Source organism: Brevundimonas sp. MYb52, from assembly GCF_002979535.1.
In the GTDB taxonomy this organism is placed as follows: Bacteria; Pseudomonadota; Alphaproteobacteria; order Caulobacterales; family Caulobacteraceae; genus Brevundimonas.
This window is the reverse complement of the sequence record NZ_PCPB01000006.1, coordinates 24,898-46,165: the sequence shown is the minus strand read 5'-3', so window position 1 is coordinate 46,165 and position 21,268 is coordinate 24,898. Positions and strand designations below refer to the sequence as shown.

Annotated in this window: 24 protein-coding genes; 9 read left to right on the top strand and 15 right to left on the bottom strand. The window is 68.1% G+C overall.

Features of this window, described 5'->3' with window-relative positions; all coding sequences use genetic code 11:
* Nucleotides 1–198: 198 nt before the first annotated feature.
* The 5 genes from CQ039_RS08735 to CQ039_RS08715 are packed head-to-tail and all read right to left on the bottom strand — an operon-like array spanning nt 199 to nt 3,378.
* Nucleotides 199–1,008: a helix-turn-helix domain-containing protein gene (locus tag CQ039_RS08735; RefSeq protein ID WP_105563228.1), complete on the bottom strand. Its 810-nt coding sequence runs from the start codon at nt 1,006–1,008 to the stop codon at nt 199–201.
* Nucleotides 1,009–1,011: 3 nt separating this feature from the next.
* Complete coding sequence (locus tag CQ039_RS08730; RefSeq protein WP_105563229.1) at nt 1,012–1,446, bottom strand: DUF1178 family protein; 435 nt, start codon at nt 1,444–1,446, stop codon at nt 1,012–1,014.
* On the bottom strand, nt 1,443–2,282 hold the full coding sequence (locus CQ039_RS08725; RefSeq protein ID WP_105563230.1) for a carbon-nitrogen hydrolase family protein: 840 nt from the start codon (nt 2,280–2,282) through the stop codon (nt 1,443–1,445). Before CQ039_RS08725 ends, CQ039_RS08730 begins: the two co-directional genes overlap by 4 nt.
* Nucleotides 2,282–2,539: a glutaredoxin 3 gene (gene grxC / locus CQ039_RS08720; protein ID WP_105563231.1), complete on the bottom strand. Its 258-nt coding sequence runs from the start codon at nt 2,537–2,539 to the stop codon at nt 2,282–2,284. Before grxC ends, CQ039_RS08725 begins: the two co-directional genes overlap by 1 nt.
* 32 nt (nt 2,540–2,571) lie before the next feature.
* The gene (locus CQ039_RS08715; RefSeq protein ID WP_105563248.1) at nt 2,572–3,378 is read right to left on the bottom strand and encodes a ComF family protein; all 807 of its coding nucleotides are present in this window, start codon (nt 3,376–3,378) and stop codon (nt 2,572–2,574) included.
* Here CQ039_RS08715 and CQ039_RS08710 point away from each other — a divergent pair.
* Complete coding sequence (locus tag CQ039_RS08710) at nt 3,377–4,261, top strand: methyltransferase domain-containing protein (protein WP_105690004.1); 885 nt, start codon at nt 3,377–3,379, stop codon at nt 4,259–4,261. The two genes, CQ039_RS08715 and CQ039_RS08710, sit on opposite strands and share 2 nt — an antisense overlap.
* Here the strand turns inward: CQ039_RS08710 and CQ039_RS08705 are convergent, their stop codons facing one another.
* The 3 genes from CQ039_RS08705 to CQ039_RS08695 are packed head-to-tail and all read right to left on the bottom strand — an operon-like array spanning nt 4,262 to nt 6,995.
* Complete coding sequence (locus tag CQ039_RS08705) at nt 4,262–4,678, bottom strand: (deoxy)nucleoside triphosphate pyrophosphohydrolase (protein WP_105564533.1); 417 nt, start codon at nt 4,676–4,678, stop codon at nt 4,262–4,264.
* Nucleotides 4,675–6,057 carry a bifunctional glutamate N-acetyltransferase/amino-acid acetyltransferase ArgJ gene (gene argJ, locus CQ039_RS08700; protein WP_105564534.1) on the bottom strand — a complete coding sequence of 461 codons (1,383 nt, stop codon included), beginning with the start codon at nt 6,055–6,057 and terminating at the stop codon, nt 4,675–4,677. The genes CQ039_RS08705 and argJ overlap by 4 nt, the downstream gene beginning before the upstream one ends.
* Complete coding sequence (locus CQ039_RS08695; protein ID WP_105564535.1) at nt 6,054–6,995, bottom strand: peptidylprolyl isomerase; 942 nt, start codon at nt 6,993–6,995, stop codon at nt 6,054–6,056. The genes argJ and CQ039_RS08695 overlap by 4 nt, the downstream gene beginning before the upstream one ends.
* A gap of 274 nt (nt 6,996–7,269) precedes the next feature.
* On the opposite strand from CQ039_RS08695, the gene secA reads away from it, so the two are divergent.
* Nucleotides 7,270–10,122, top strand: coding sequence for a preprotein translocase subunit SecA (gene secA, locus CQ039_RS08690; protein ID WP_105564536.1), 2,853 nt, complete (start codon nt 7,270–7,272; stop codon nt 10,120–10,122).
* 226 nt (nt 10,123–10,348) lie between these two features.
* Complete coding sequence (locus CQ039_RS08685; RefSeq protein ID WP_105564537.1) at nt 10,349–11,512, top strand: aminotransferase class V-fold PLP-dependent enzyme; 1,164 nt, start codon at nt 10,349–10,351, stop codon at nt 11,510–11,512.
* A 4-nt stretch (nt 11,513–11,516) separates the two neighbouring features.
* Here CQ039_RS08685 and CQ039_RS08680 read toward each other — a convergent pair whose 3' ends face one another.
* From CQ039_RS08680 to CQ039_RS08670, 3 genes are all read right to left on the bottom strand, one after another.
* The gene (locus CQ039_RS08680) at nt 11,517–12,008 is read right to left on the bottom strand and encodes a hypothetical protein (protein ID WP_105564538.1); all 492 of its coding nucleotides are present in this window, start codon (nt 12,006–12,008) and stop codon (nt 11,517–11,519) included.
* Nucleotides 12,009–12,078: 70 nt separating this feature from the next.
* Nucleotides 12,079–12,969: an alpha/beta fold hydrolase gene (locus tag CQ039_RS08675; RefSeq protein WP_105564539.1), complete on the bottom strand. Its 891-nt coding sequence runs from the start codon at nt 12,967–12,969 to the stop codon at nt 12,079–12,081.
* A gap of 5 nt (nt 12,970–12,974) precedes the next feature.
* Nucleotides 12,975–13,469 carry a Fur family transcriptional regulator gene (locus tag CQ039_RS08670; RefSeq protein ID WP_105564540.1) on the bottom strand — a complete coding sequence of 165 codons (495 nt, stop codon included), beginning with the start codon at nt 13,467–13,469 and terminating at the stop codon, nt 12,975–12,977.
* 153 nt (nt 13,470–13,622) lie between these two features.
* Here CQ039_RS08670 and CQ039_RS08665 point away from each other — a divergent pair, with 153 nt between their 5' ends.
* A complete protein-coding gene (locus CQ039_RS08665; protein WP_105564541.1) occupies nt 13,623–14,414 on the top strand; it encodes a SapC family protein in 792 nt (263 codons plus the stop codon).
* A 90-nt stretch (nt 14,415–14,504) separates the two neighbouring features.
* Here the strand turns inward: CQ039_RS08665 and CQ039_RS08660 are convergent, their stop codons facing one another.
* Nucleotides 14,505–14,912, bottom strand: coding sequence for an acyl dehydratase (locus CQ039_RS08660; RefSeq protein ID WP_105564542.1), 408 nt, complete (start codon nt 14,910–14,912; stop codon nt 14,505–14,507).
* A gap of 13 nt (nt 14,913–14,925) precedes the next feature.
* Nucleotides 14,926–15,948 (bottom strand): NADP-dependent oxidoreductase, encoded by a 1,023-nt coding sequence (locus CQ039_RS08655; RefSeq protein ID WP_105564543.1) that lies wholly within the window; start codon nt 15,946–15,948, stop codon nt 14,926–14,928.
* Between the two features lie 621 nt (nt 15,949–16,569).
* Here CQ039_RS08655 and CQ039_RS08650 point away from each other — a divergent pair.
* Entirely contained in the window at nt 16,570–16,839 is a 270-nt protein-coding gene (locus CQ039_RS08650; protein WP_105564544.1) for a hypothetical protein, read from the top strand.
* 65 nt (nt 16,840–16,904) lie between these two features.
* On the opposite strand, the gene CQ039_RS08645 is transcribed toward CQ039_RS08650, so the two are convergent.
* Nucleotides 16,905–17,702 carry a response regulator gene (locus tag CQ039_RS08645; RefSeq protein WP_105564545.1) on the bottom strand — a complete coding sequence of 266 codons (798 nt, stop codon included), beginning with the start codon at nt 17,700–17,702 and terminating at the stop codon, nt 16,905–16,907.
* Nucleotides 17,703–17,896: 194 nt separating this feature from the next.
* Between CQ039_RS08645 and CQ039_RS08640 the strand changes: the two genes are divergently transcribed.
* The 4 genes from CQ039_RS08640 (at nt 17,897) to CQ039_RS08625 (ending at nt 20,670) form a co-directional block, all read left to right on the top strand.
* Nucleotides 17,897–18,103 (top strand): NepR family anti-sigma factor, encoded by a 207-nt coding sequence (locus CQ039_RS08640; protein WP_158256019.1) that lies wholly within the window; start codon nt 17,897–17,899, stop codon nt 18,101–18,103.
* The gene (locus tag CQ039_RS08635) at nt 18,100–18,708 is read left to right on the top strand and encodes a sigma-70 family RNA polymerase sigma factor (protein WP_105564546.1); all 609 of its coding nucleotides are present in this window, start codon (nt 18,100–18,102) and stop codon (nt 18,706–18,708) included. The genes CQ039_RS08640 and CQ039_RS08635 overlap by 4 nt, the downstream gene beginning before the upstream one ends.
* A 3-nt stretch (nt 18,709–18,711) precedes the next feature.
* Complete coding sequence (locus CQ039_RS08630; RefSeq protein WP_199183571.1) at nt 18,712–20,451, top strand: sensor histidine kinase; 1,740 nt, start codon at nt 18,712–18,714, stop codon at nt 20,449–20,451.
* Between the two features lie 81 nt (nt 20,452–20,532).
* Nucleotides 20,533–20,670 (top strand): entericidin A/B family lipoprotein, encoded by a 138-nt coding sequence (locus CQ039_RS08625; protein ID WP_105564547.1) that lies wholly within the window; start codon nt 20,533–20,535, stop codon nt 20,668–20,670.
* A gap of 66 nt (nt 20,671–20,736) precedes the next feature.
* Here the strand turns inward: CQ039_RS08625 and CQ039_RS08620 are convergent, their stop codons facing one another.
* Nucleotides 20,737–21,255: a hypothetical protein gene (locus tag CQ039_RS08620; protein ID WP_146112126.1), complete on the bottom strand. Its 519-nt coding sequence runs from the start codon at nt 21,253–21,255 to the stop codon at nt 20,737–20,739.
* Nucleotides 21,256–21,268 lie beyond the last annotated feature (13 nt).

Below are 21,268 nucleotides of genomic sequence, written 5' to 3'. Positions count from 1 at the left end.
GATATCGCTCTCAGCAAGAATGAACCTTCAAACACTCCGTCACCCTCGGGCTTGTCCCGAGGGCCCATCGTTACGGCCAGCGCCAGCCCCTGAACATCGGGGACGACAGCCAACCTCACGACAGCGCCTGAACTCGCCATAGGCCCTCGGGACAAGCCCGAGGGTGACGGCGCCTTTCATTGAGAGCCTAGCCCGGCTTCAGCCGTCCCGCTTGTAGGATTGCGACGCCAGCTGGCGGGCCAGCTCCATCTGCTCGCGCGCCCATTCGGTGGCGGTGCAGCCGAGGAAGCGGCGGAAGTCGCGGGCCATCTGCGGCTGGTCGAAATAGCCCGCCGCCAGACCGGCCTCCAGCCAGGAGGCGGCGTCGGCGTCCTGACCTGTCGCATGGTCGAAGACGCGGCGGAACCGGAAGACCGAGCGCAGGGTGCGCGGGGCCACGCCGACCCGGTCGCGGAAGCGGCGCTGCAGGGCGCGACGGTCGGCGGACGACAGGGACGGCGCCTCCTCCTCGCGCTCACTGGCTGTGACCTCGGCGCGGACAGCGGGGTCGAGACGCCAGCCCTTGGCTTGGCGCTCGGCCTCCAGCCAGTCGATCAGGGCCGCCGCCTGTCCCGCCGGATCGCCAGCGGGCGCCGCAAAGCCCGAGAGTCGCGCCACCAAACCCAGCCGCCGGTCAGTGGCGTCGACCAGCGGCTGACCGAGGAAGTCGCGCGCCCCGTCCGGCTCGAAGCGGGCTGCGACGATTTCGACGGAGCCGACCGGACGAATGGCCATGGGCCGGGTCATCTGGCCGGCGAAGATGACCGGCGGCTGGGGCCGAAAGACGCCGTCGTCGCCCGCCTCCTCATAGGGGGCGGCCAGGTCGATCACCAGTTCGGGGCAACCGTCGGGGGCGATCCGCTGCACCGCGCCCGACGGCTCGGGCGCGGCATAGGTCCACAGGGTGCGGATGAAAGGGCGCAAGGACGGCGGCGGCGCGAACTCTTCGTATCTCTCCCCCTGCCCCATCCTTCAGTTGGCCTTCTTGGGATCGGGCGGCAGGCTGGGCAGGGCGGCGCAGGGCACGCCGTCGTCCTTCAGCTTCTTGACGTCAGCCGGGGTGGCCTCGCCATAGATTTCGCGCTTCTCGGAGCGGCCTTCATGGATATCGCGGGCCTCGCGGGCGAAGGCGTCGCCGACGTAGTCGAAATTCTGCTCGACGTGATCGCGCACCTCGCGCGCCGCCTGCATCATCATTTCACGCATCTGCTTGGCCGTATCGGGCGCAGGCGCGGTCTTCTTCGTGCCCGCGACGGACGGGGCCAGGACCTGCTTGCGTATGGCCGTCGAGCCGCAGAAGGGGCATTCGACCAGACCGCGCGCGGCCTGATCGTCATAGTCGTTTGATGAGGCGAACCAGGCCTCGAAGCCATGGTCATGGTCGCAGGACAGGGCGTAGCGGATCATGACGGCCAGTCGAAATCGCGGTCGTGGCGCAGAGCCGGGATGGAGGCGCGGGCGCGATCCACGGCGCTCAGGTCCAGCCTGGCGTGAAGAACGCCCGGCTCGTCATGATCGGCGCGGGCGATCACCTCGCCCCAGGGACCGATGATCAGGGAACGGCCCCATGTTTGGCGGCCGTCTTCGTGGGTTCCGCCCTGGGCCGGGGCCAGGACGAAGGCGCCGGTCTCGATGGCGCGGGCGCGCAGCAGGGTCTCCCAGTGGGCCTCGCCGGTCGGGCGTGTGAAGGCGGCGGGGACCGCGATCATCGACGCCCCGCTCTTGGCCAGGGCGCGATAGAGGTGGGGGAAGCGCACATCGTAACAGATGCTCAGGCCCAAGCGGCCCCAGGGCGTGGCGGCCACGCTTGCGGCGTCGCCGGGACGCACCGAGGCGCTCTCGCGATAGGTCTCGCCATTGGCCAGATCGACGTCGAAGACATGCAGCTTGTCGTAGCGCGCCGTGATCGCCCCGGTCGGGTCGATCAGCAACGAACGGTTGGCGGCGCGCGCGTCGCCCGGAACGTCCGAGCGCACGATGGCCGACCCGATCAGCAGCCAGACGCCCAGTTCGCTCGCCAGGGCGCGCAGGCCGAGAACGGCGGCGTCCGCGTCTTGGGTCGAAAGCGCGGCGTCGCGCAGACCCCTGCGCTGTTCGAGGAAGTTGGTCCCCTCGGGCGTCAGGACCAATTGCGCCCCGCCCGCCGCCGCCTCGCGGATCAGCGGCTCGACATGGGCCAACCCCGCGGACGCCGTCGCCGGCGTCCGCGTCTGGATCAGCGCGACTTCAAGCCGCTCGTCCATCAGGCCGCCAGCAGGGGGTCCAGGCCGCCCTTGCGGTCCAGGGCGTGGATGTCGTCCGAACCGCCGACGTGCTGACCGTTGATGAAGATCTGCGGGAAGGTGGCCTTGCCGCCCGAACGCGCGACCATCTCGGCCTTCTTTTCCGGGTCGTTCGAGGCGACGATCTCGGTGAACTCGGCGCCCTTGCGGGTCAGCAGGCTCATGGCGGCGACGCAATAGGGGCAACCGGGCTTGGTGTAGATGACGACTTCGGCCAACTCAGGAACTCCTTGAACTGCAGGCTAGCCCCCTACTTAGGCGGTTCGCGCGCGGTTCGCACCCTCGCGATCACGGCCAGGTCTACGGCGCGGGCGCCGGCCTCCATCAGAACGCGCGCGCAGGCCTCGGCCGTGGCCCCGGTGGTCAGGACATCGTCGATCAACAGGATGCGCCGTCCCTTGATCCGACGCCGCCCCGCCTCAGTGACGGCGAAGGCCGATTTGACGTTCAGCCGTCGCCCGCGCGCCGACTTGCCGCCCTGGCTGTCGGTCCGCGCGCTGCGGATCAGGGCGTCGGGCAGGTAGTCCAGTCCGGCGGTGCGAGCGAGAGGCCGGGCGATCTCGGCGGCCTGATTGAAGCGCCGCGCCAACAGGCGGGAACGGTGCAGCGGCACCGGGACCACCGCATCGGCCTCGGCCACCACGTCGGCGGCGGAGCGGGCGATCCAGCGCGCGAACAGGGGGGCGAACTGCTGCTGGTCGCCGTGCTTGAACTTGAGGATCAGGCCGCGCGAGGCCTCGTCATAGACGCAGGCCGCGCGGGCGCGGGCGAAGGCGTAGGGCTGGACCTGACAGGCCAGGCAGCGGTCGGAGGCGAAGTCGCCGCCGTCATATTCAAAGGCCGCGCCGCAGCCGTCGCAAACGGGGGCTTCCAGAAACACCACCCGGCTCCAGGCGTCAGGCGACAGGCCGGCCGAGGCCGTGGCCTCGCGGCTGTCGTGGGCCATGGGCGGCAGCAGAATATCCAGCAGACCGCGCCCCGCATCACGCGCGCCAGATGCTATAGGCGCCGTCACGCCTTTTAATCGACCTCGCCAGCCCCCATCCTGATCCGACATGAGCGCCCCCTCCTCCGGTCCCCCGATCATCTTCGACGCCGCCCGCCGCGCCGCCCGCCTGAACCGCGCCGCCCGACGCTTCCCCGAGGCCGACTTCCTGCACGTGCGGGCCGCCGAGAACGCGGTGAACAGTCTGGAAGTGATCCTGCGCGAGTTTCAGACGCCCGTCGACCTGTCGCCCCATCCCGGCGTGTTTGCTCAGGCGGTGGCCGACAGCTCGGCGCGTGACCGGGTGGGCGAGGTCCGCGCCGTGGGGTCGGTTTCCGAACGCGCCGCGCCGGGGGCCGGGCCTCTGGGGCTGGAGGACCAGTCGGCGGACCTGATCGTCAACCTGCTGGGCCTGCACTGGGCCAATGACCTGCCGGGCGCCCTGGCCCAGATCCGCCGCGCCCTGAGGCCCGACGGCCTGTTCGTGGCCAGCCTGTTCGGAGCGGCGACGCTGAAGGAGCTGCGCGGGGTGCTGACCGAGGCCGAGTTGGAGGTCAACGGCGGGGCCCAGGCCCGCGTCTCGCCCTTCGCCGATGGTTTCGACGGGGCAGGCCTGCTGCAAAGGGCGGGGTTCGCCCTGCCGGTGTCAGACGTGGACCGGGTGACGGTGCGCTATGCTGATCCCTTCGCCCTGATGCGCGACCTGCGGGCCATGGGCGAAACCAATGTCCTGGCCGGGCCGATCAAGCCGCTGAGCCGCGCAGTCCTGGCCCGCGCGGCCCAGCTCTACGCCGAACGTCACGCCGAGGCGGACGGGCGTATTCCGGCGACCTTCGAGATGGTGCACCTCGCCGGCTGGGCCCCGCACGAAAGCCAGCAGAAGCCGGCGCGACGCGGTTCGGCCAAGAGCCGACTGGCCGATGCGCTCGGCGTCAGGGAACAGACCGGCGAATAGTCAGAGCAGGTCGCGCAGCCAGGCGACCAGGGGCTCGTCGGCGGGCGGCATGGGATAGTCGCCCAGCTTGTTCGGCTTCACCCAGGCCAGCCCGGCGTGTTCATTCGCCGTGACCACGCCCGACCAGCGACGGCACAGATAGAGCGGCATCAGCAGATGGAAGCTCTCATAGGCGTGGCTGGCGAAGACGAAGGGGGCCAGGCAGGCCTCGTTCACGTCGATGCCCAGCTCTTCCTTTAGCTCGCGGATCAGGGCCTGTTCGGGCCGCTCGCCCGGCTCGACCTTACCGCCCGGAAACTCCCACATCCCCGCCAGTTGCTTGCCCTCGGGCCGCTTGGCGATCAGGACGCGGCCGTCAGGATCGATCAGGGCGACGGCGACGACAAGGACGGTGGGGACAGCGGCGGCCTCGCTCACGAGCGATAGTCTCCGTTGATCTCGATGTAGCGCTTGGTCAGATCGCACGTCCAGACAGTGGCCGAGGCCCGGCCCGAGCCGACATGGACGGTGATGTCGATCTCGGCGTTCTTCATATAGGCGCTCATCTTCGCCTCGTCGTAGGTCGGCGACGGGGCGCCGTCGACGGCGGCGACGTGGGGGCCGAAGTGGATGGCCAGACGGTCTCGGTCCACGGCCTCCTCGGTCTTGCCCACGGCCATGACGATGCGGCCCCAGTTGGCGTCCTCGCCGGCGATGGCGGTTTTCACCAGGGGGCTGTCGGCGATCGACTTGGCCAGTTTGCGGGCCGAGGCGGGGCTGGCGGCGCCATCGACGGTGATGCGCACGAACTTGGTCGCGCCCTCGCCGTCTTTCACCAGCTGATGGGCCAGATCGAGCATGACCTTGTCCAGGGCCGCCGAGAAATCCTTGAGGCGACGGTCGCCGACCCGGCCGATGCGCGGCGCGCCCGAGGCGCCGGTGGCGAACAGCAGGGCTGTGTCGTTGGTCGAGGTGTCGCCATCCACCGTCACGCTGTTGAAGGTGGTGCGCACGTGCAGGTTCAGCAGGGCCTTCAGCACCGGGGGGGCGATGTTGGCGTCGGTGACGATGAAGGCCAGCATGGTGGCCATGTCCGGCGCGATCATGCCCGAACCCTTGGCGATCCCGGCGATCTTGACCTTGACGCCCTCGATCTCGCACTCCGCGTAGGAGCCCTTGGGGAAGGTGTCCGTGGTCATGATGCCGAGGCCGGCCTGGGCCCAGGCATCGGCCTTCAACCCCGCCTTGATGTCGGGCAGACGGGCGGTGATCTTGGTCTCGTCCAGCACCACCCCGATAACCCCGGTCGAGGCCAGCATGACGTCGCGCTGACGGCAGTCGAAGCGCTTGGCGACTTCCGACGCCGTGCGGCGGGCCGCGTCGGCGCCGGCCTTGCCCGTAAAGGCGTTGGCGCATCCGGCGTTGACGACCAGGGCCTTGACCCCCTCGCCGCCCTTGTCGGAGTCCAGGTGGCGCTTGCACCAGTCGACCGGCGCCGAGCCCACCTTGTGCCGGGTGAAGACGCCGGCGCAGGACGCACCCTCGGGGAAGTGGAAGACCACCAGGTCGTCGCGCTCATGCTTGTAGAAGCCGGCGCGGGCGGTGGCGATCTCGACCCCGCCGATCGGCGGAATGGTCGGGAAGGGCACGGCCAGGGGCGAGATCATCAGGCCGGGCTTGCCGGGCGAAGCGGGCGTCTTGGCCGCCGTCGGCTGGGTGGCGCGCTTCAAGGCCGAAGCCAGGGGATCCAACGCCTTCTCAATGGCGGATTCAATCATCTGGCCGGTCGAACCGGATTTGGCGGGCGGACGATTCATGAGGCGACGGTTCCGGCGGGAGGGGCGGCGGCGGGAGAGGCGGGCGCGGGCTTGGCGCCCGGTTGCGCCGCCGGTTTGGCGGGATTCAGGAAGACTTCGACCGGCGCCTTGCCGCGCAGTTGCTCGAGCAATTGGCGCACGCCCTCATAGGTCAGATAGCGGACGATCAGGGGGCGAGCCTGGTCCAGGGTCGGCGGCGTCTCCAGGCGGCGGTCCTCGACGCGCAGCACGGCCCAGCCGCCCGGCGTCTGAACCGGCCCGACCAGGGCGCCGGGGGCCTGACCGCGCACGGCGGCGGCATAGGCGTCGGGCAGGACGTCCAGGGTGGAGTAGCCCAGGTCGCCGCCGGAATAACGGGTAGCGTCGTCGACCGAGCGCTGGGCGGCCACAGCCTCGAAGGCGGCCCCCTGCCCCAGCACCCCGACCACGGCGTCGGCCTGTTCTTTCGTATGCGAGAGGATCAGACGGACGCGCACCTCCTCGGTGGTCTGCGCCCGGCGCTGCTGCTCCTGATAGAGACGTTCGACCGCCTGATCGGACACCGCGCCGCTGACCACGGATTCCACCAGCATGTCGCCGAGGATGCGTTCATGCACCGCTTCCAGCCGACGCTGGGCGGCGGCGCTCTTGTCCAGACCGCGACGGCGAGCCTCGGCGGCCAGAAGCTTCTGATCCACCACCTCGTCCAGCACGCGGCGGAACAACTCGGACTGAACGTCCAGCGGCTCGCCCTCGCCGATCAGCCCCTGGGCCACGGCTTCGCGACGCACGTCGGAGGCCCAGACGGAGGCGTCCAGAACGCGGGCCACGACCAGATCATTCTTTTCGGGCGGGGCCTCTGCATCGCCGCGTCCGCAGGCGGCGGTCAGAACCAGCGCCGCCGTGGTCGAGGCCAGCAGGGCGACAGCGGTTCGAAAAGTGGGGCGCGAAAGACGCATCAGGCGCTCCGGCCAAAGGCGAAAAAGGGGCGAAAAACAGTAACCGGAAGGCCTGTCGCAGCAAGCCCTTGAAAGCCCCTCGCGTTGACAGGGGTTAGGGCGGTGCTTAAGTCCCGGCTGCGCCCAAGTCGAGGGGTTTTCGATCGTCTGCGCGGCCCCTGCGCACGCCTCGTATTTCGAGGGTCGTCGGGACCAGTGTCGATCCGGGCCTTCAGACTACGACGCTTCCTGTTTCAGAGCCTTCAGCCGCTCGACCGCCTTTACCGGATCGCCCATGCTCGGCTTCGCCAAGAAAATCCTCGGCTCCTCCAACGACCGCAAGGTCAAGGCCTTCCAGGCCCAGGCGCAAAAGATCAACGCCCTGGAAGCCAGGTTCGAGGCCTTCTCCGACGACGAACTGCGCATGATGACGCAGACCTTCAAGGACCGCATCGAGGCCGGCGACAGCCTGGACAAGATCCAGAACGAAGCCTTCGCCGTGGTGCGCGAAGCCTCCAAGCGGGTCATGGGTCAGCGTCAGTACGACGTGCAGCTGGCCGGCGGCATGATCCTGCATGAAGGCGGCATCGCCGAAATGCGGACCGGTGAAGGCAAGACCCTGGTGGCCGTGGCCCCGGTCTATCTGAACGCCCTGGCGGGCAAGGGCGTCCACGTCATCACCGTCAACGACTACCTGGCGCGCCGCGACGCCGAGACGATGGGCAAGGTCTATCGCTTCCTGGGTCTGGAAGTCGGCGTCATCGTCAACGGTCTGTCGCAGGGCCAGCGCCAGGCGGCCTACAACGCCGACATCACCTACGGCACCAACAACGAATTCGGTTTCGACTATCTGCGCGACAACCTGGTCTATGACCGCCGCGAGATGGTGCAGCGCAGCCACCACTTCGCCATCGTCGATGAAGTCGACTCCATCCTGATCGACGAAGCCCGCACGCCGCTGATCATCTCGGGCCCGACCGAGGATCGTTCGGACCTCTACAAGATCGTCGACACGATCGTGAAAGAGCTGATCAAGGACAAGGCCACCTATGATCTGGACGAGAAGCAGCGCCAGGCCCTGCTGACCGAGCTGGGCTCGGAACGCATCGAGGAAATGCTGGAGACCGGCGGCCACTTCGCCGAAGACACCAACGACCTCTACGACCCGGCCAACGTCAGCCTGGTCCACCACGTCAACCAGGCCCTGCGCGCCAACACCCTCTATACGCGCGACAAGGACTACATCATCAAGGCGGGCGAGATCGTCCTGATCGACGAATACACCGGCCGCATGATGACCGGCCGTCGCCTGTCCGAAGGTCTTCACCAGGCCATCGAGGCCAAGGAAGACGTCAAGATCATGCCCGAGAACCAGACCCTGGCCTCGGTGACCATCCAGAACTACTTCCGCCTCTACGAGAAGCTGTCCGGCATGACCGGCACGGCCGCCACCGAGGCCCAGGAATTCCTCGACATCTACAAGATGGACGTCCTGGAAGTGCCGACCAACCGTCCGATCCAGCGCAAGGATTATGACGACGAGGTCTATCGCACCTTCAAGGAAAAGAACGCGGCCATCGCCGCCCAGATCGCCGAGTGCCACGTCAAGGGTCAGCCGATCCTGGTCGGCACCGTCTCGATCGAGAACTCCGAGGAACTGTCCGAAGTCCTCAAGAACTACGACTACAAGGTCGAGACCGGCCGCACCCTCAAGGCCGAATACGCCGGCCGCGAGAAGGAAGCGAACAAGGTCGGCGATGACGCCTATGACGTCACCTACGTCTCGGGCCGCGGCATTCCGCACAATGTCCTGAACGCGCGCCAGCACGAGCAGGAAGCCTATATCGTCGCTGACGCCGGTCTGCCGGGCGCGGTGACCATCGCCACCAACATGGCCGGTCGCGGCACCGACATTCAGCTGGGCGGCAACCTGGAAATGCGTCTTCAGCGCTGGACCCAGGAGCAGCGCAACATGGCCGTCGAGGTCACGCCCGAAGCGCTGGAAGCCATCGAAGCCGAGTACAAGGCCGAGATAGCCGTCAACCGTGAGAAGGCCCTGCTAGCCGGCGGCCTGTTCGTGCTCGGCACCGAGCGCCACGAAAGCCGCCGCATCGACAACCAACTACGCGGCCGCACCGGCCGTCAGGGCGACCCCGGCACCTCGAAATTCTACCTGTCGTGCGAAGACGACCTGCTGCGCATCTTCGCCGGCGACCGTCTGGACGGCATCATGAAGTCCTTTGGCGTGGCCGAGGGCGAGGCCATCAGCCACCCCTGGCTGAACCGCGCTGTCGAAACCGCCCAGAAGCGCGTCGAAGCCCGCAACTACGACATGCGCAAGAACGTGCTGAAGTACGACGACGTCGTGAACGATCAGCGCAAGGCCGTGTTCGAACAGCGTCAGGAGTTCATGGACTCCACGGACCTGTCGGAACTGGTCACCGACTTCCGTCTCGATGTCGTCTCCGACCTGGTCGAGCGCTACATGCCGCCTAAGGCCTATGCCGAGCAGTGGGACATGGACGGCCTGGACGAGAAGGTCCGCTCGACCCTGGGCCTGGAGCTGCCGCTCAAGGACTGGGCCGCCGAGGAAGGCGTCTCGAACGAAGAGATCGAGGAGCGCATCAACGCCGCCGCCGACTCCCGCGCCGCCGAGCGTCTGGAGCAGATCGGCGCCGACCAGACCCGCGGTCTGGAAAAGCAGTTCATGCTGCAGATGATCGACATGCAGTGGCGCGAGCACCTGGTCCACCTGGACCACCTGCGCGGCGTCATCGGCCTGCGCGGTTACGGCCAGCGCGACCCGCTGAACGAATACAAGACCGAAGCCTTCAACCTGTTCGAGACGCTGCTGCACGACCTGCGCCACAACGTCACCCGCTGGCTGATGACGGTCGAGTTCCGCTTCGAGGTGCCGCCGGCGATGGAGATGCCCGAGTTCCAGGAAATCCACCTGAACCCCGGCACCGGCGAGAACGAAATGGCCAACCCCTCGGCCCAGAACCCGGAAGGCATGCTGACCGGCGACGACCGTTCGAAACTGCCGGTCGAGGCCCTGCCCGTCGGCTGGGAACGCACCAGCCGCAACGCCGACTGCCCCTGCCATTCGGGCCGCAAGTTCAAGCACTGCCACGGTAGTTTGATCTAGGAATAACGAGGCGGGTTCGCGAAAGCGGCCCGCCTTTTTCTTTGGCACCTCCTTGCCAACAGCCGTCATCCCGGACGACCTGAAAGGTCGATCCGGGACCCAGACGCCTGAACGACCCGCCACCAGCGCAGTCGCAACCGCCTGGGTCCCGGGTTCCGCTACGCGGCCCCGGGATGACGGAGGAACTACAGGTGACGCCGCCCACTCCGCCCGCTAGCTTCGCCCCATGAGCTACAAGCCCCTCTTCTCGCGCGCCCTGGGTCTGGATCCCGAGCGGCTGCATTTCGCCGCCCATAGCCATCATCTGTGGCCCGACGCCAGTTTCGACGCCCAGGTCCAGGCCTGGGCCGAGGCCAACCGCTTCGCCGATCGCAAGTGGGATCTGGTGTTCGGTGAGGTCATTCCCGAAGCCCAGAAGCATGTGGCGAAGGAGTTGAACCTGCCCTCGCCCGACAGCCTGATCTTTGCGCCCAGCACCCACGACATCCTGCTGCGCATCGTCTCAGGCATCGAGAAGAAGCCGGTCCGCATCCTGTCCAGCGATGGCGAGTTCCATTCCTTCCGTCGCCAGTCCGAACGCTGGGAAGAGGCCGGCGAGGCCGTGGTCACGCGCGTGCCGCTGCAGCCCTTCAATACCTTCGCCCAGCGCTTCGTGGCGGCGGCGCAGGCCGGCGGTCATGACCTGATTCTGGTCAGCCAGGTCTTCTTCCGCACCGGCCAACTGTTCGACGCCATCCCCGCGCTGGCCGAGCTAGCCGACCCCGCTGGCCCCTGGGTGATGATCGACGGCTATCACGGCTTCATGGCCACGCCGACCGACCTGTCGGCGGTGGCGGACAGGGTCTTCTATCTGGCGGGCGGCTACAAATATGCCATGGCCGGCGAAGGCGCGTGCTTCCTGCATTCCCCGCCCGGCTTCTGCCCGCGCCCGGTCATCACCGGCTGGTTCGCCGAGTTCGGCCATCTGGAGGGCCCGCCCGGCGGGGTCCAGTACCGCACCGACGGCGGCCGCTTCTGGGGCGCCACCTTCGACGTCAGCGCCCTTTATCGCCTCAACGCCGTGCGCCGGATGCTGGACGAGCAGGGCCTGACCACCGCCGAGATCGCCGCCCATGCGCGCAGCCTTCAGGCGCGGTTCCAGGCGGCGGTTCAGGGCGGCGAGGCCGGCGCCCTGTCGCAGGCCGAGATCCTCAATCCGGTCGAGGGCGAGGCCCCGCGCGCCCGCTTCCTCGCCCTGCGTTCGGACGAGGCGTCGCGCTGGAAGGCCGATCTGCAACACATGAACGTGGTCACCGACGTGCGGGACGACGTCATCCGCTTCGGCTTCAGCCTGTATCAGTCCGAAGACGACGTGGAGCGGCTGATCCACGCCTGCGCCCGCCTGACCTGATGCGTCAGAAGAAGAGGCTGTCGTCCTGACGCTGGGCCTCGGGCGGGCGTCGGGGCGTAGAAGGTCGGGGCGTAGCGGGCCGAGTTGGGCCAGGCCGGGCCGCCGCAGGACGTGGTGCGGGGATCGGCGCCGCTGCCGGCTCTGAAGCTGGGGCCGCCGCCCTCTCCTCTTCGTCGTCGAAGATGGAGCGCCAGACCGAGGTCGCCGCCCGCGGCGGCGTTTCAGGTTCGGAAGCGGCTGGAACGGGCGCGGCGCCAGGCGCCACCTGGGGATAGGGCACAGGCGAGGCGGCCGCCTCGCTCGTCGGCTTGGGCGGCTCCGGCGGCGGCGATGAAGACGTGGGCGCTGTCGGCGACGCAGGGCTCGCCATCCGCTGGTCGACGGCGTTCCACAGAATGGCCACGCCCAACGCCAGCAGGATCAGACCGATCACAGCGCCGATCAGCGACCCGATCAGGATGCGCGACAGACTGGACGGGGCGGCGGACGACGACATGCCCCTCAGGCCTAGCACCGAACGGCGCGACGGCAACCCCGCTTCGGATCAGAAGACGGTCCGCATGGCGTCAGACCGCCAGGTCAAACAGGGCGTCACGCACGATCTCGGGATGGGTCATCGGAAACAGGTGCCCGCCGCCGGCGACGGCGCTCACCCGCCGCGGCGCGGCGTCCGGCGCCGTGACCGGCGCGGCGCACAGGCTGCCGTTCTCCGCCTTCAGGACATGGACCCCGCCCCGATAGCGCCGCAGAGCGCGCCAGGGATCATGCGCCTGGGCCGCATAGTTGGAGGCTTCCCAGGCCGGATCACAGGTCAGGGCGAACCCCTGATCGGTCTCGGTCAGTCCATCGACCAGATAGTCGGCCAGCATCATGTCGGGCCAACCCTTGAAGGCCCCGCGTCCGCGATAGGCCGTGAGCGCCTGCTCTCGGCTGTCGAACAGGGCGCGGCGTTTCAAAGTGCCCTGGACGATGGGGAAGCGCTGGGCCAGCATCCCGACCAGGGGCAGGTTCATGGCCAGGACCATCTCGCGTCGCCAGATCACCGGGTCGAGCAAGAGCAGGCGCGACACCCGGTCGGGCCGCTCGGCCGCCGCCAGCAGGCCGCTGGTGCCGCCGATGGAGTGACCCGCCAAGGCCACGGGCGGGCCGTCCACGGCGTCCAGAAGCCCGATCAGATCGTCGCGGTGATCCTTCCAGCTGCGCCGCCCCTGCGGCTGGGCCGGAAGCCCCGTCCGGCCGTGCCCGCGCAGATCCGGCGCCCAGATGCGCAGGGCCCCCGAGAGGGGCTGCAGCAGGGAACGATAGGTATAGGCGTTGAAACCGTTGGCGTGGACGAAGATCAGATCGACCGGTCGCGCCGGATCGCCGAAGTCGAGGACGGCCATCTCGCCCCCGCCCCAGCGGTTGTCGATGGGAACCGTCAGACGCCGCGGCGCTGAAAGGGCCAGGGCGTCCATCCGCGTCAGGCCGCCACGCGGCAGGCCGGGCAGCGGCCGTGACCCTCGATGGTGGTGCGCTCGATGGCGTAGCCGGCCGAGGACGCGGCCTCTGCGAAGGCGTCGCCCCCCGCCACCGCCACTTCTTCGGTCGCCCCGCAGCAGTCGCAGATCAGGAAGGCGGCGGCGTGGGCCGGGGCGTCCCCGGCGGCGGCGGTGCAGGCGACATAGGCGCTGATCGAGGCGATGCGATGCACCACGCCACGCCGCTCCAGAAACTCCAGGGCGCGATAGACGGTCGGCGGCTTGGCGGCCTGACCGTCCAGACCATAGCGGGCGATCAGGTCATAGGCCTTGACCGGCTCGCCCGCCGCCAGCAGCAATTCCAGAACACGGCGGCGCGGCGCCGTCATGCGCTCGCCCTCTGCGGCGCAGCGGGCCTCGACCGAGACAATGGCCTGCTCGACCTCGGCGGGACCGGGTCGGCTGTCGGAATGATCGTGATCGCAAGCGGCGCCCATGCCCCACAGCTAAGGGGTCCGTCGCCGCATCGCAACCGGCGCCGGCGTCGCAGAGCCTATCGCATCCGCCGTTCGTCGAACCATCGCGTTTGCGGCGCGCCCGGCCATGGGCTAGAAGGCCCGACCATTCTGTTCAGAGCCGATCCGATCATCATGACCGACACCACGACCCAAGCGTCCGGCCCCCTGTCCGGCACCGTCCTGTTCTACACCCAGCCGGAGCCGATTTCGTTCGAGGCCCACAGCAAGCTGGGCGTGACGCCGTCCGACCAGCCCTACGCCTTCGTGGCGCAGACCAACGTCGTGCCGTTGACCGTGACCGAGTTCGCGCCCGCCGCCCTGTCCTATCCGATCATCTTCGTCGGCGAGCAGAAGCAGCCCGTCGTGGCCATGGGCCTGCGTCAGAACGACAACATGTTCATTGAGAACGGCCAGTTCCGACCCGACGCCTACATCCCGGCCTATGTGCGCCGCTACCCGTTCGTCTTCGCCAACGACGACAGCCAGCAGCGCATGATCCTGTGCATCGACCGGGCCGCCCCCTTCGTCAGCGAAAACGCGGAAGTTCCGCTGTTCGACGGCGACCAGCCCAGCGCCTATGTCAATAATGCGATGGAGTTCTGCAACAACTTCGAGCAAGAGCGCATTCGCACCGAATCCTTCGTCAAGCTGCTGACCGATCTGGACCTGTTCGAAGTGCGTGAAGCCACCTTCACCCCGCGCAATCCTGACGGTTCGGCCGGCGCGGTCCAGAAGCTGGCCGAGTATTTCGCCATTTCGGAAGACAAGCTGAAGGCCCTGCCGGCCGACAAGCTGGTCGAACTGCGCGACAACGGCGCCCTGGGCCAGATCTACGCCCACCTGGTGTCGCTGCTGGGCTGGGACCGCCTGATCTCGGTCGCGTTGCAACGCGCCAACGACATGCCGGTCGCCGCCAACGCCTGATTCTGTGGCCCTGCCGCGCTCACGCGCGACTTGAGGCCCGTTGGAAAATGAAAACGCCTCGTCGGGAAACCAGCGAGGCGTTTTTCTTGTCTAGCGTCGCGCCACCAAGGCGCGGGTCAGGCAGGAGAAGACCAGCCGCCCCGCCTCGTCCAGCAAGTCCTGCTGGGCGATGACGATGCCCTTTTCATCCCCGACCGGGTCCTTGCCCATGACCGTCAGCCGGCCGCGCAGCAGTTCGCCCGCCGGCGGATTGCGCAAGAAGCGCAGACCATCGACGGCCAGGGTCTTGGCCCCCGCCCAATGCCCCGCCTTCTCGGCTGACAGGCGGCTCCACAGGGCATAGACCAGGGCGTCGGGCGCGCCATAGGCCACGTCCCAGCCGGGTGCGAACCGCTCGGCGAAGAGGTCCAGCGCGCCCGCATCCACCGCACAGGCGCCCAGGGGGATGACCTGACCGACCTCGAGATCCTCGAAATGGACATGCAGGGGTTCGGTCATGCCGTCAGGCTCCTCAGGCGGCGGGTTCTTCCGAAACCCGAACCAGCAGCTTGCCGTCATGGTCGCCGGTGAACAAGCGGTTCAGCGAGGTCACCGCGCCTTCCAGGCCGTCATCGACGTGGACCTTCCACTTCACCCTTCCGTCAGCCAGCCAGGGCCCCATCTCCTCGACCATCTCTTTGGCGCGGTGGGCGTAATCCAGCACCAGGAAGCCCTGGACGTTCAGGCGATGAGTGATGATCCGGCTGAAGTTCGGCGACGGCGGCATGCGCGTGGCGTTGTAGCTGGAGATCAGGCCGCAGACGGCCATGCGGGCATGGATGTTCAAACGGTTCCACACGGCGATCATGATGTCGCCGCCGACGTTCTCGAAATTAAGGTCGATCCCATTGGGAGCCAAACGGTCCAGGGCATCCCCCACGTCCTCGTTCTTGTAGTCGACGGCGGCGTCGAAGCCGAGGTCCTCGGTCAGCCAGCGGCATTTGTCGGACCCGCCGGCGATGCCGATGACGCGGGCGCCGCGCTGCTTGGCCACCTGGCCGGCGATGGAGCCGACGGCGCCCGCCGCCGCAGAGATCACCAGGGTCTCGCCCGCCTTGGCCTTCAGCACGTCGGTGACGCCGAAATAGGCCGTCAGTCCGGTCATCCCCAGCACCGACAGATTGGCCGTCAGCGGCATTCCTGGCGCGCGATGAACCGGACGCAGGCCCTGCTCATGCACGACGGCGTAGTCGGCCCAGCCGCCCGACAAGGGGGTGACGATGTCGCCCGCCTTGAAGCGCTCCGACTTCGATTGCTCGACCACGCCCAAGGTCAGCCCGCGCATGACCTCGCCCAGACCGACCGGCGGCAGATAGCCCTGGCTGTCGTTCATCCAGGTGCGGTTGGTCGGGTCCAGCGACAGGTAGATGTTGCGGACCAAGACCTCGGCGTCCTTCAGGTCCGGCACAGGCGTTTCGATCAGTTCCAGGTCGCCGTCCTGGATCAGACCCTGCGGCCGCTGACGAAGAACCCACTGACGATTGCGAAGGCTCATGGCGCGTCTCCAATGCGTTTTCTTTGAAGACCCATAGTGGCCTATGCGCCGCTCCTGTCGAGAGGCTTCCAAAGAAAAGCGGATCGCTCCACGTCAGCTTGCGTCGGAGATCCCGCCATGATCGGCAGGCCTCGTCGCCTTCCTACCCCCCGTGAGCTGACATGGCGAACCCGGCCCAGACCATTAGCGCCAGCCCGGCCAAGAGGGCTGCGGCGCCGACACCGATCGTCACCTTCAGAACCAAAGACTTCATCCGCCTTCTCCTATCAGGGTGATCCATTCACCCCCGTCAGCGGCGTAGAGGCCATGCGACCCAACGACGCGGCGAATGGGGCGGCGAACGGGGCGCGAACCGGCGGCGCCGAAAAGAAAAGCGGACCGTTTCGGGTCCGCTTTGAGGTGGCATCATCGAGAATGAGGTGCGGAGGCGGCGGACCGGCGAACCGGTCAAGTCGGGGGGGCTTTGTCGCCTCCGCTCCTCGATAACGACGGCGCCTAAAACCGGTTCCACGGGCGCCCGAATACGGATGGCCCACGGCGCAACCGGAACGCCGTCGCCGTAAGCGGCGTTTCAACAGAGCGATTGACCTGAACCGAAGAGGCCCCGTCTCGGAGAGCGTGATGACCCATCAGGACCCCCACTCCCATTCTGCCGACGCCGTGGAGCATCATACGCCGATCGAGGCCCAGTATGTCCGCCAGGGCCGGGGCGGGGTGCGGATTCTATGGTTGTTGATCGTGTCCGGCGGCGCGGCGGCGGTTCTGCTGCTGGGCATGTGGCTGCTCAGCAACGGAGGCTTCCAGACGGTCAATCCCGACGCGCGCGCTGCTCGTGACAACGTCGCCCCCTTTGACGCGCCCGCACCGGCCGCTGCGGCGCCCGCGACCTGAAGCCGACATGAAAAGGCCCCGACAGCGAACCGTCGGGGCCAGACCATCAAGCAGGCCTGAAAAAATCAGGCGGCCTGTTTTTGGCGCGAAGGGTGGAAGAAGAGGGCTTGGCTGATCGCCGCCTTCACCGTTTCCGGTTGGAAGGGCTTGGTGATCAGGAAGGTCGGCTCGGGCCGCTCGCCGGTCAGCAGACGCTCGGGGAAGGCGGTGATGAAGATGACCGGCACGTCGAAGCGTTTGAGGATGTCCTTGACCGCGTCGATGCCCGAGGAGCCGTCCGCCAACTGAATGTCGGCCAGAACCAGACCCGGACGATGACGCGTGACCGCATCGACCGCCTCGTCATGGGTGGTCGCCGTGCCGGTGACACGGTGGCCCAGTTCCTTGACCAGGCTTTCAATGTCAGCCGAGATGATGGCCTCGTCCTCGATGATCAGAACGTCGGTGGCCAGTTCGGCGTCGATGTCGGACTGGGCTTCGGCGATCAGACGCTCGACCGTGCGCGGATCGACGCCGAGAATCTGGGCGGCTTCCGAGGGCGTGAACCCCTCCAGGGCCGTCAGCAGGAAGGCCTGTCGCGAGCGCGGCGCGATCCGCATCAGGCGGCGCGCGGCGTCGTCGCCGACGCCGTCCATGCCGCTGCCGTCCTCAAGCTGGGCGCCGGTCGAGGACCAGATGGCGTGGAAGACGTGATAGAGAGCAACGCGCGGCGTCATGTCCGTCGGCAATTGGCGCTCGCCGGCCGCCAGCGCCTCCAGGGCTACCCGCACATAGTTGTCGCCGGTGATCTGATCGCCCGTCAGGGCCCGCGCATAGCGGCGGACATAGGGCAGATGCGGCGCAAGCCTGGCCAATAGACTCATACAAATTCCCCGACATCGGCGTCTCCGATCTGAAGACGCGCCAGTTTGGCATAACGTGTCGATCACACAACGGTTCCACGTCGGCCGCCCAAGCTTGAGCATAAAATCGCAGAGGTCTAGGAACTCTTGGAGAGAAGCGGCGTTTTCCGCTTTCATGAACCCTACCTCTAGGCTTGGGCGGCGGCCGGAACTCCATGATGAATGCTAAGGAAACCACCCCGCGTCCCGACGCGCCGGCGTCTCGGGACCACGGGCTGGAAGAAGTCCGCCTGCGGCAGCAGGCGATCGGCGTGAAGCTGCGCCACATGTTCGACCAGGTGGTGAACGAACCCGTTCCCGACGAATTCCTGGACATCCTGCGGCGGGCCGACGAGCGGTCGTCGACCAAGGAGGGCCAGTGAGCATCTCCAGCGCGCCGCCCAAACCGCCCTCGGCCGACGACGCCGGCTTCAAGAAGGAGCTGGTGACGCTGATCCCTCACCTGCGCGCCTTCGCCCGCACCCTGACCGGCGACCCGACAGCCGCCGACGACCTGGCCCAGGAAGCCATGATGAAGGCCTGGGATGCGCGGGCCAGCTATCAGATGGGCACCAATATGAAGGCCTGGACCTTCATGATCCTGCGTAACCAGTTCTACTCCGAAAAGCGCCGCTCCTGGCGCCAGACCCAACTGGACCAGGAGGCCGCCGAACGGACCCTGGTGGCGGTCGACGACCCCGAGGCGCCGGTCGCTCTGGACGAGCTGCGACAAGCCCTGAAAACCCTGCCCGAGGAACAGCGCGAAGCCCTGATCCTGGTCGGCGCCGGCGGCTTCGCCTACGAAGAGGCTGCTGAAATCTGCCAGTGCGCCGTGGGCACGGTGAAGAGCCGCGTCTCGCGCGCTCGCAAGGCCCTGCAGGCGACGCTGGAGCGTGGCGGCTATGGGCGCGACGGCAAGGCCGCCGGCGACGCCATGCGCTCGATTCTGGCGGACGCCGACAGGCTGAGCGGCGCCAGGCAGGACTGACGCATGGTGCGGTTCGGCCGCGCCTGGGGGCTGAAGCTCAGCCGCCCCAGCGTTCAGGGTATTCGCTTCCGCATGGGGCTGGCCATGGCTGTGGCCCTGCTGCCCATCCTCATGCTCAGCGCGGCCCAGACCCAAGCCGAGTTCCAGCGTCAGGCCGAAGACCGCCGCATCGATCTGCAACTGGCGGCCGAGCGCAGCGCCGCCGACGCCAAGGCGCGGATCGACAGCACGGTGGTCCTGCTGCAGGCCCTGGCGCCCGAGGCCTCGGGTTTCTACTGCGAGCCGCGCCTGACCGCCCTGGTGTCGCGGCTCGACAGCCTGTCCGCCCTGCACCGCTACAGCGCCACCGGCGAACCCGTCTGCGCTTCTCGATCTGGCGAGCGGCCGGAATCCGCCTCGTCCCTGACGGCGGACGTCCGCAGTCAGGACTGGTATCAGCGGCTCCGAAACGGCGAGGATGTGGTCATGGCCCGCGCGCCCGGCGCAGCCGGCTCGTTGATCATCGCCGTCCGTTCCGAACGCCCCCTCGGCGCCTTCCAGGGGGCCATCGCGGCGGTAGTCCCCCTGACCGCCCTGCAACCCGACATCCAGGACCCAGCCCTGCCGCCGGGCGCACAGTCCGCCGTGACCGACGCCCAGGGCCGGGTCCTGATCTCCACCGACGCCGCCGCCTTCGCCACCGACCGCGTCGCCCGCACGGCCTGGATCGCCGAGGCGCGACAGGGCGAGGCCGCCCTGTTCGAAGCTCGGGACGCCCGGGGCCGCCGACACGTGTACGCCGGCACCGGCCTGGCCGGACGCGACCTGTTCGTCCTCTTGTCGGCGCCGACCTCAGGCCTGCTGTCCTGGGCGCGGCTGAATCCCATCGGCTCCTTCCTTATGCCCCTGGCCGCCTGGCTGGTCGCCTTCCTGGCCGTCATGCTGCTGTCCGAGCGCGTCGTCATCCGCTGGCTGGTCTATCTGGAACGGGTGGCGGCCATCTATGCGCGCGGTCGCTTCTCGGTCCGTCCCGTCCAGGCCGAGCATGCGCCGGCCGAAATCCGCTCCCTCGCCCGCACCCTGGGCGCCTTGGGCGACAGCATCACGACCCGCGACAAGGCCCTGCTCGACTCGCTGGACGAGAAGGACGCGCTGATGCGCGAAATCCACCACCGGGTGAAGAACAACCTGCAGATCATCTCCTCCCTGCTGTCGATGCAGCAGAGGGCGGTGGCCGACCCGGCGGCGCGCTCGGCCCTGGGCGACACGCGCCAGCGGATCACGGCCCTGGCCCTGATCTATCGCACCCTCTACCAGAGCGAGGACATCCGCGAGGCGGACTCGCGCACCTTCCTGACCGAACTGGTCGGGCAACTGATCGCCGGCGAGGCCATGCGCGGCCCCTTGGTGACCAGTTCGGTCGAAGCCGACGCCATCATCATCGACCCCGACCGTCTGGCGCCGGTCGCCCTGTGGCTGGTCGAGGCCGTATCCAACGCCCAGAAGCACGCCTTCGCCGGGCGCGGCGGGGATCTTCAGGTCCGCTTCCGCGTCATGGGCCCCACCAGCGTTCTGGAGGTTCAGGACGACGGCCCCGGCATGGCGGACCGCGACACCACCGGCGTAGGCAGGACCCTGATGAACGCCTTCGCCAAGCAACTTCGCGGGCAGGCGGAAATGGTCGAGGCGCCCGGCGGCGGCTCCATCGCCCGCCTGACCTTCGCGACGCCCGAAGCCTTGAAACCCGCCGCGGCATTAGCTTGACAGGAACCCGGACCGCGGCCCCGCGTTGGTGTTGAGAGGGCCGGTCATTGCACCCCCCGCCCGCTTTCACAGGAGCCGACCATGCGCAAACTGTTCGTACTTGCCGCCGCCGCCGCCCTTCTGACCACCGCCGCCTGCAACACCATCGCGGGCGTCGGCAAGGACACCCAGGCCGCTGGCTCGGCCGTCGAGGGCGCCGCCCGCGACGCCAAGAACTAGTCCCACCTCAGGGCTGTTCGTCCCCGTCGCCCGACCAGGCGGCGGGGATTTTCATGCTGTTCCTTCTCAGGCGAAGGCCAGGTCCCATGGCGCCGCTCCGTCGTCTGCGACAGACGACGGGCGGCTGGGACGACGGCGCAGGGCGGCCCGTCGGGCGCGCGCTGCGGGGCGTCGCCCGAGGCTGGCCGTCATCCTCGCGATCCCGGCCTGGCCCAGGCGCGAGATGCGGGCCTTGACCAGGGGCCAGCGCGCCTGACCGGCGATCAGGCTGACGGCGGCGACCACCTCGACATAGGCCAGAACGTCCCCGGCCATCAGCAGGGCCAGCTCCACCGGCAGGACCTGGATCATCAGGATCGCCCCGGCCACAATGACCAGCGAGCGAATCCGACTGCCGCTGAAGGCCTCGCCCAGCTTTTCCATGACGAAGGCGCGACTGGGCCGGTGCGTCGCACAGGCCAGGCCGAGGACCGCCAGGAACAGCGGCGGCAGTGGAAAGCCCCCGGCCAGCAACCCCGGCGCGGCGGCCAGCCCCGCAGCCAGCGCCAGTCCGAACCAGAGCATCCCGGCGCGATCCTTCGTCATCATTCCCTCCAAG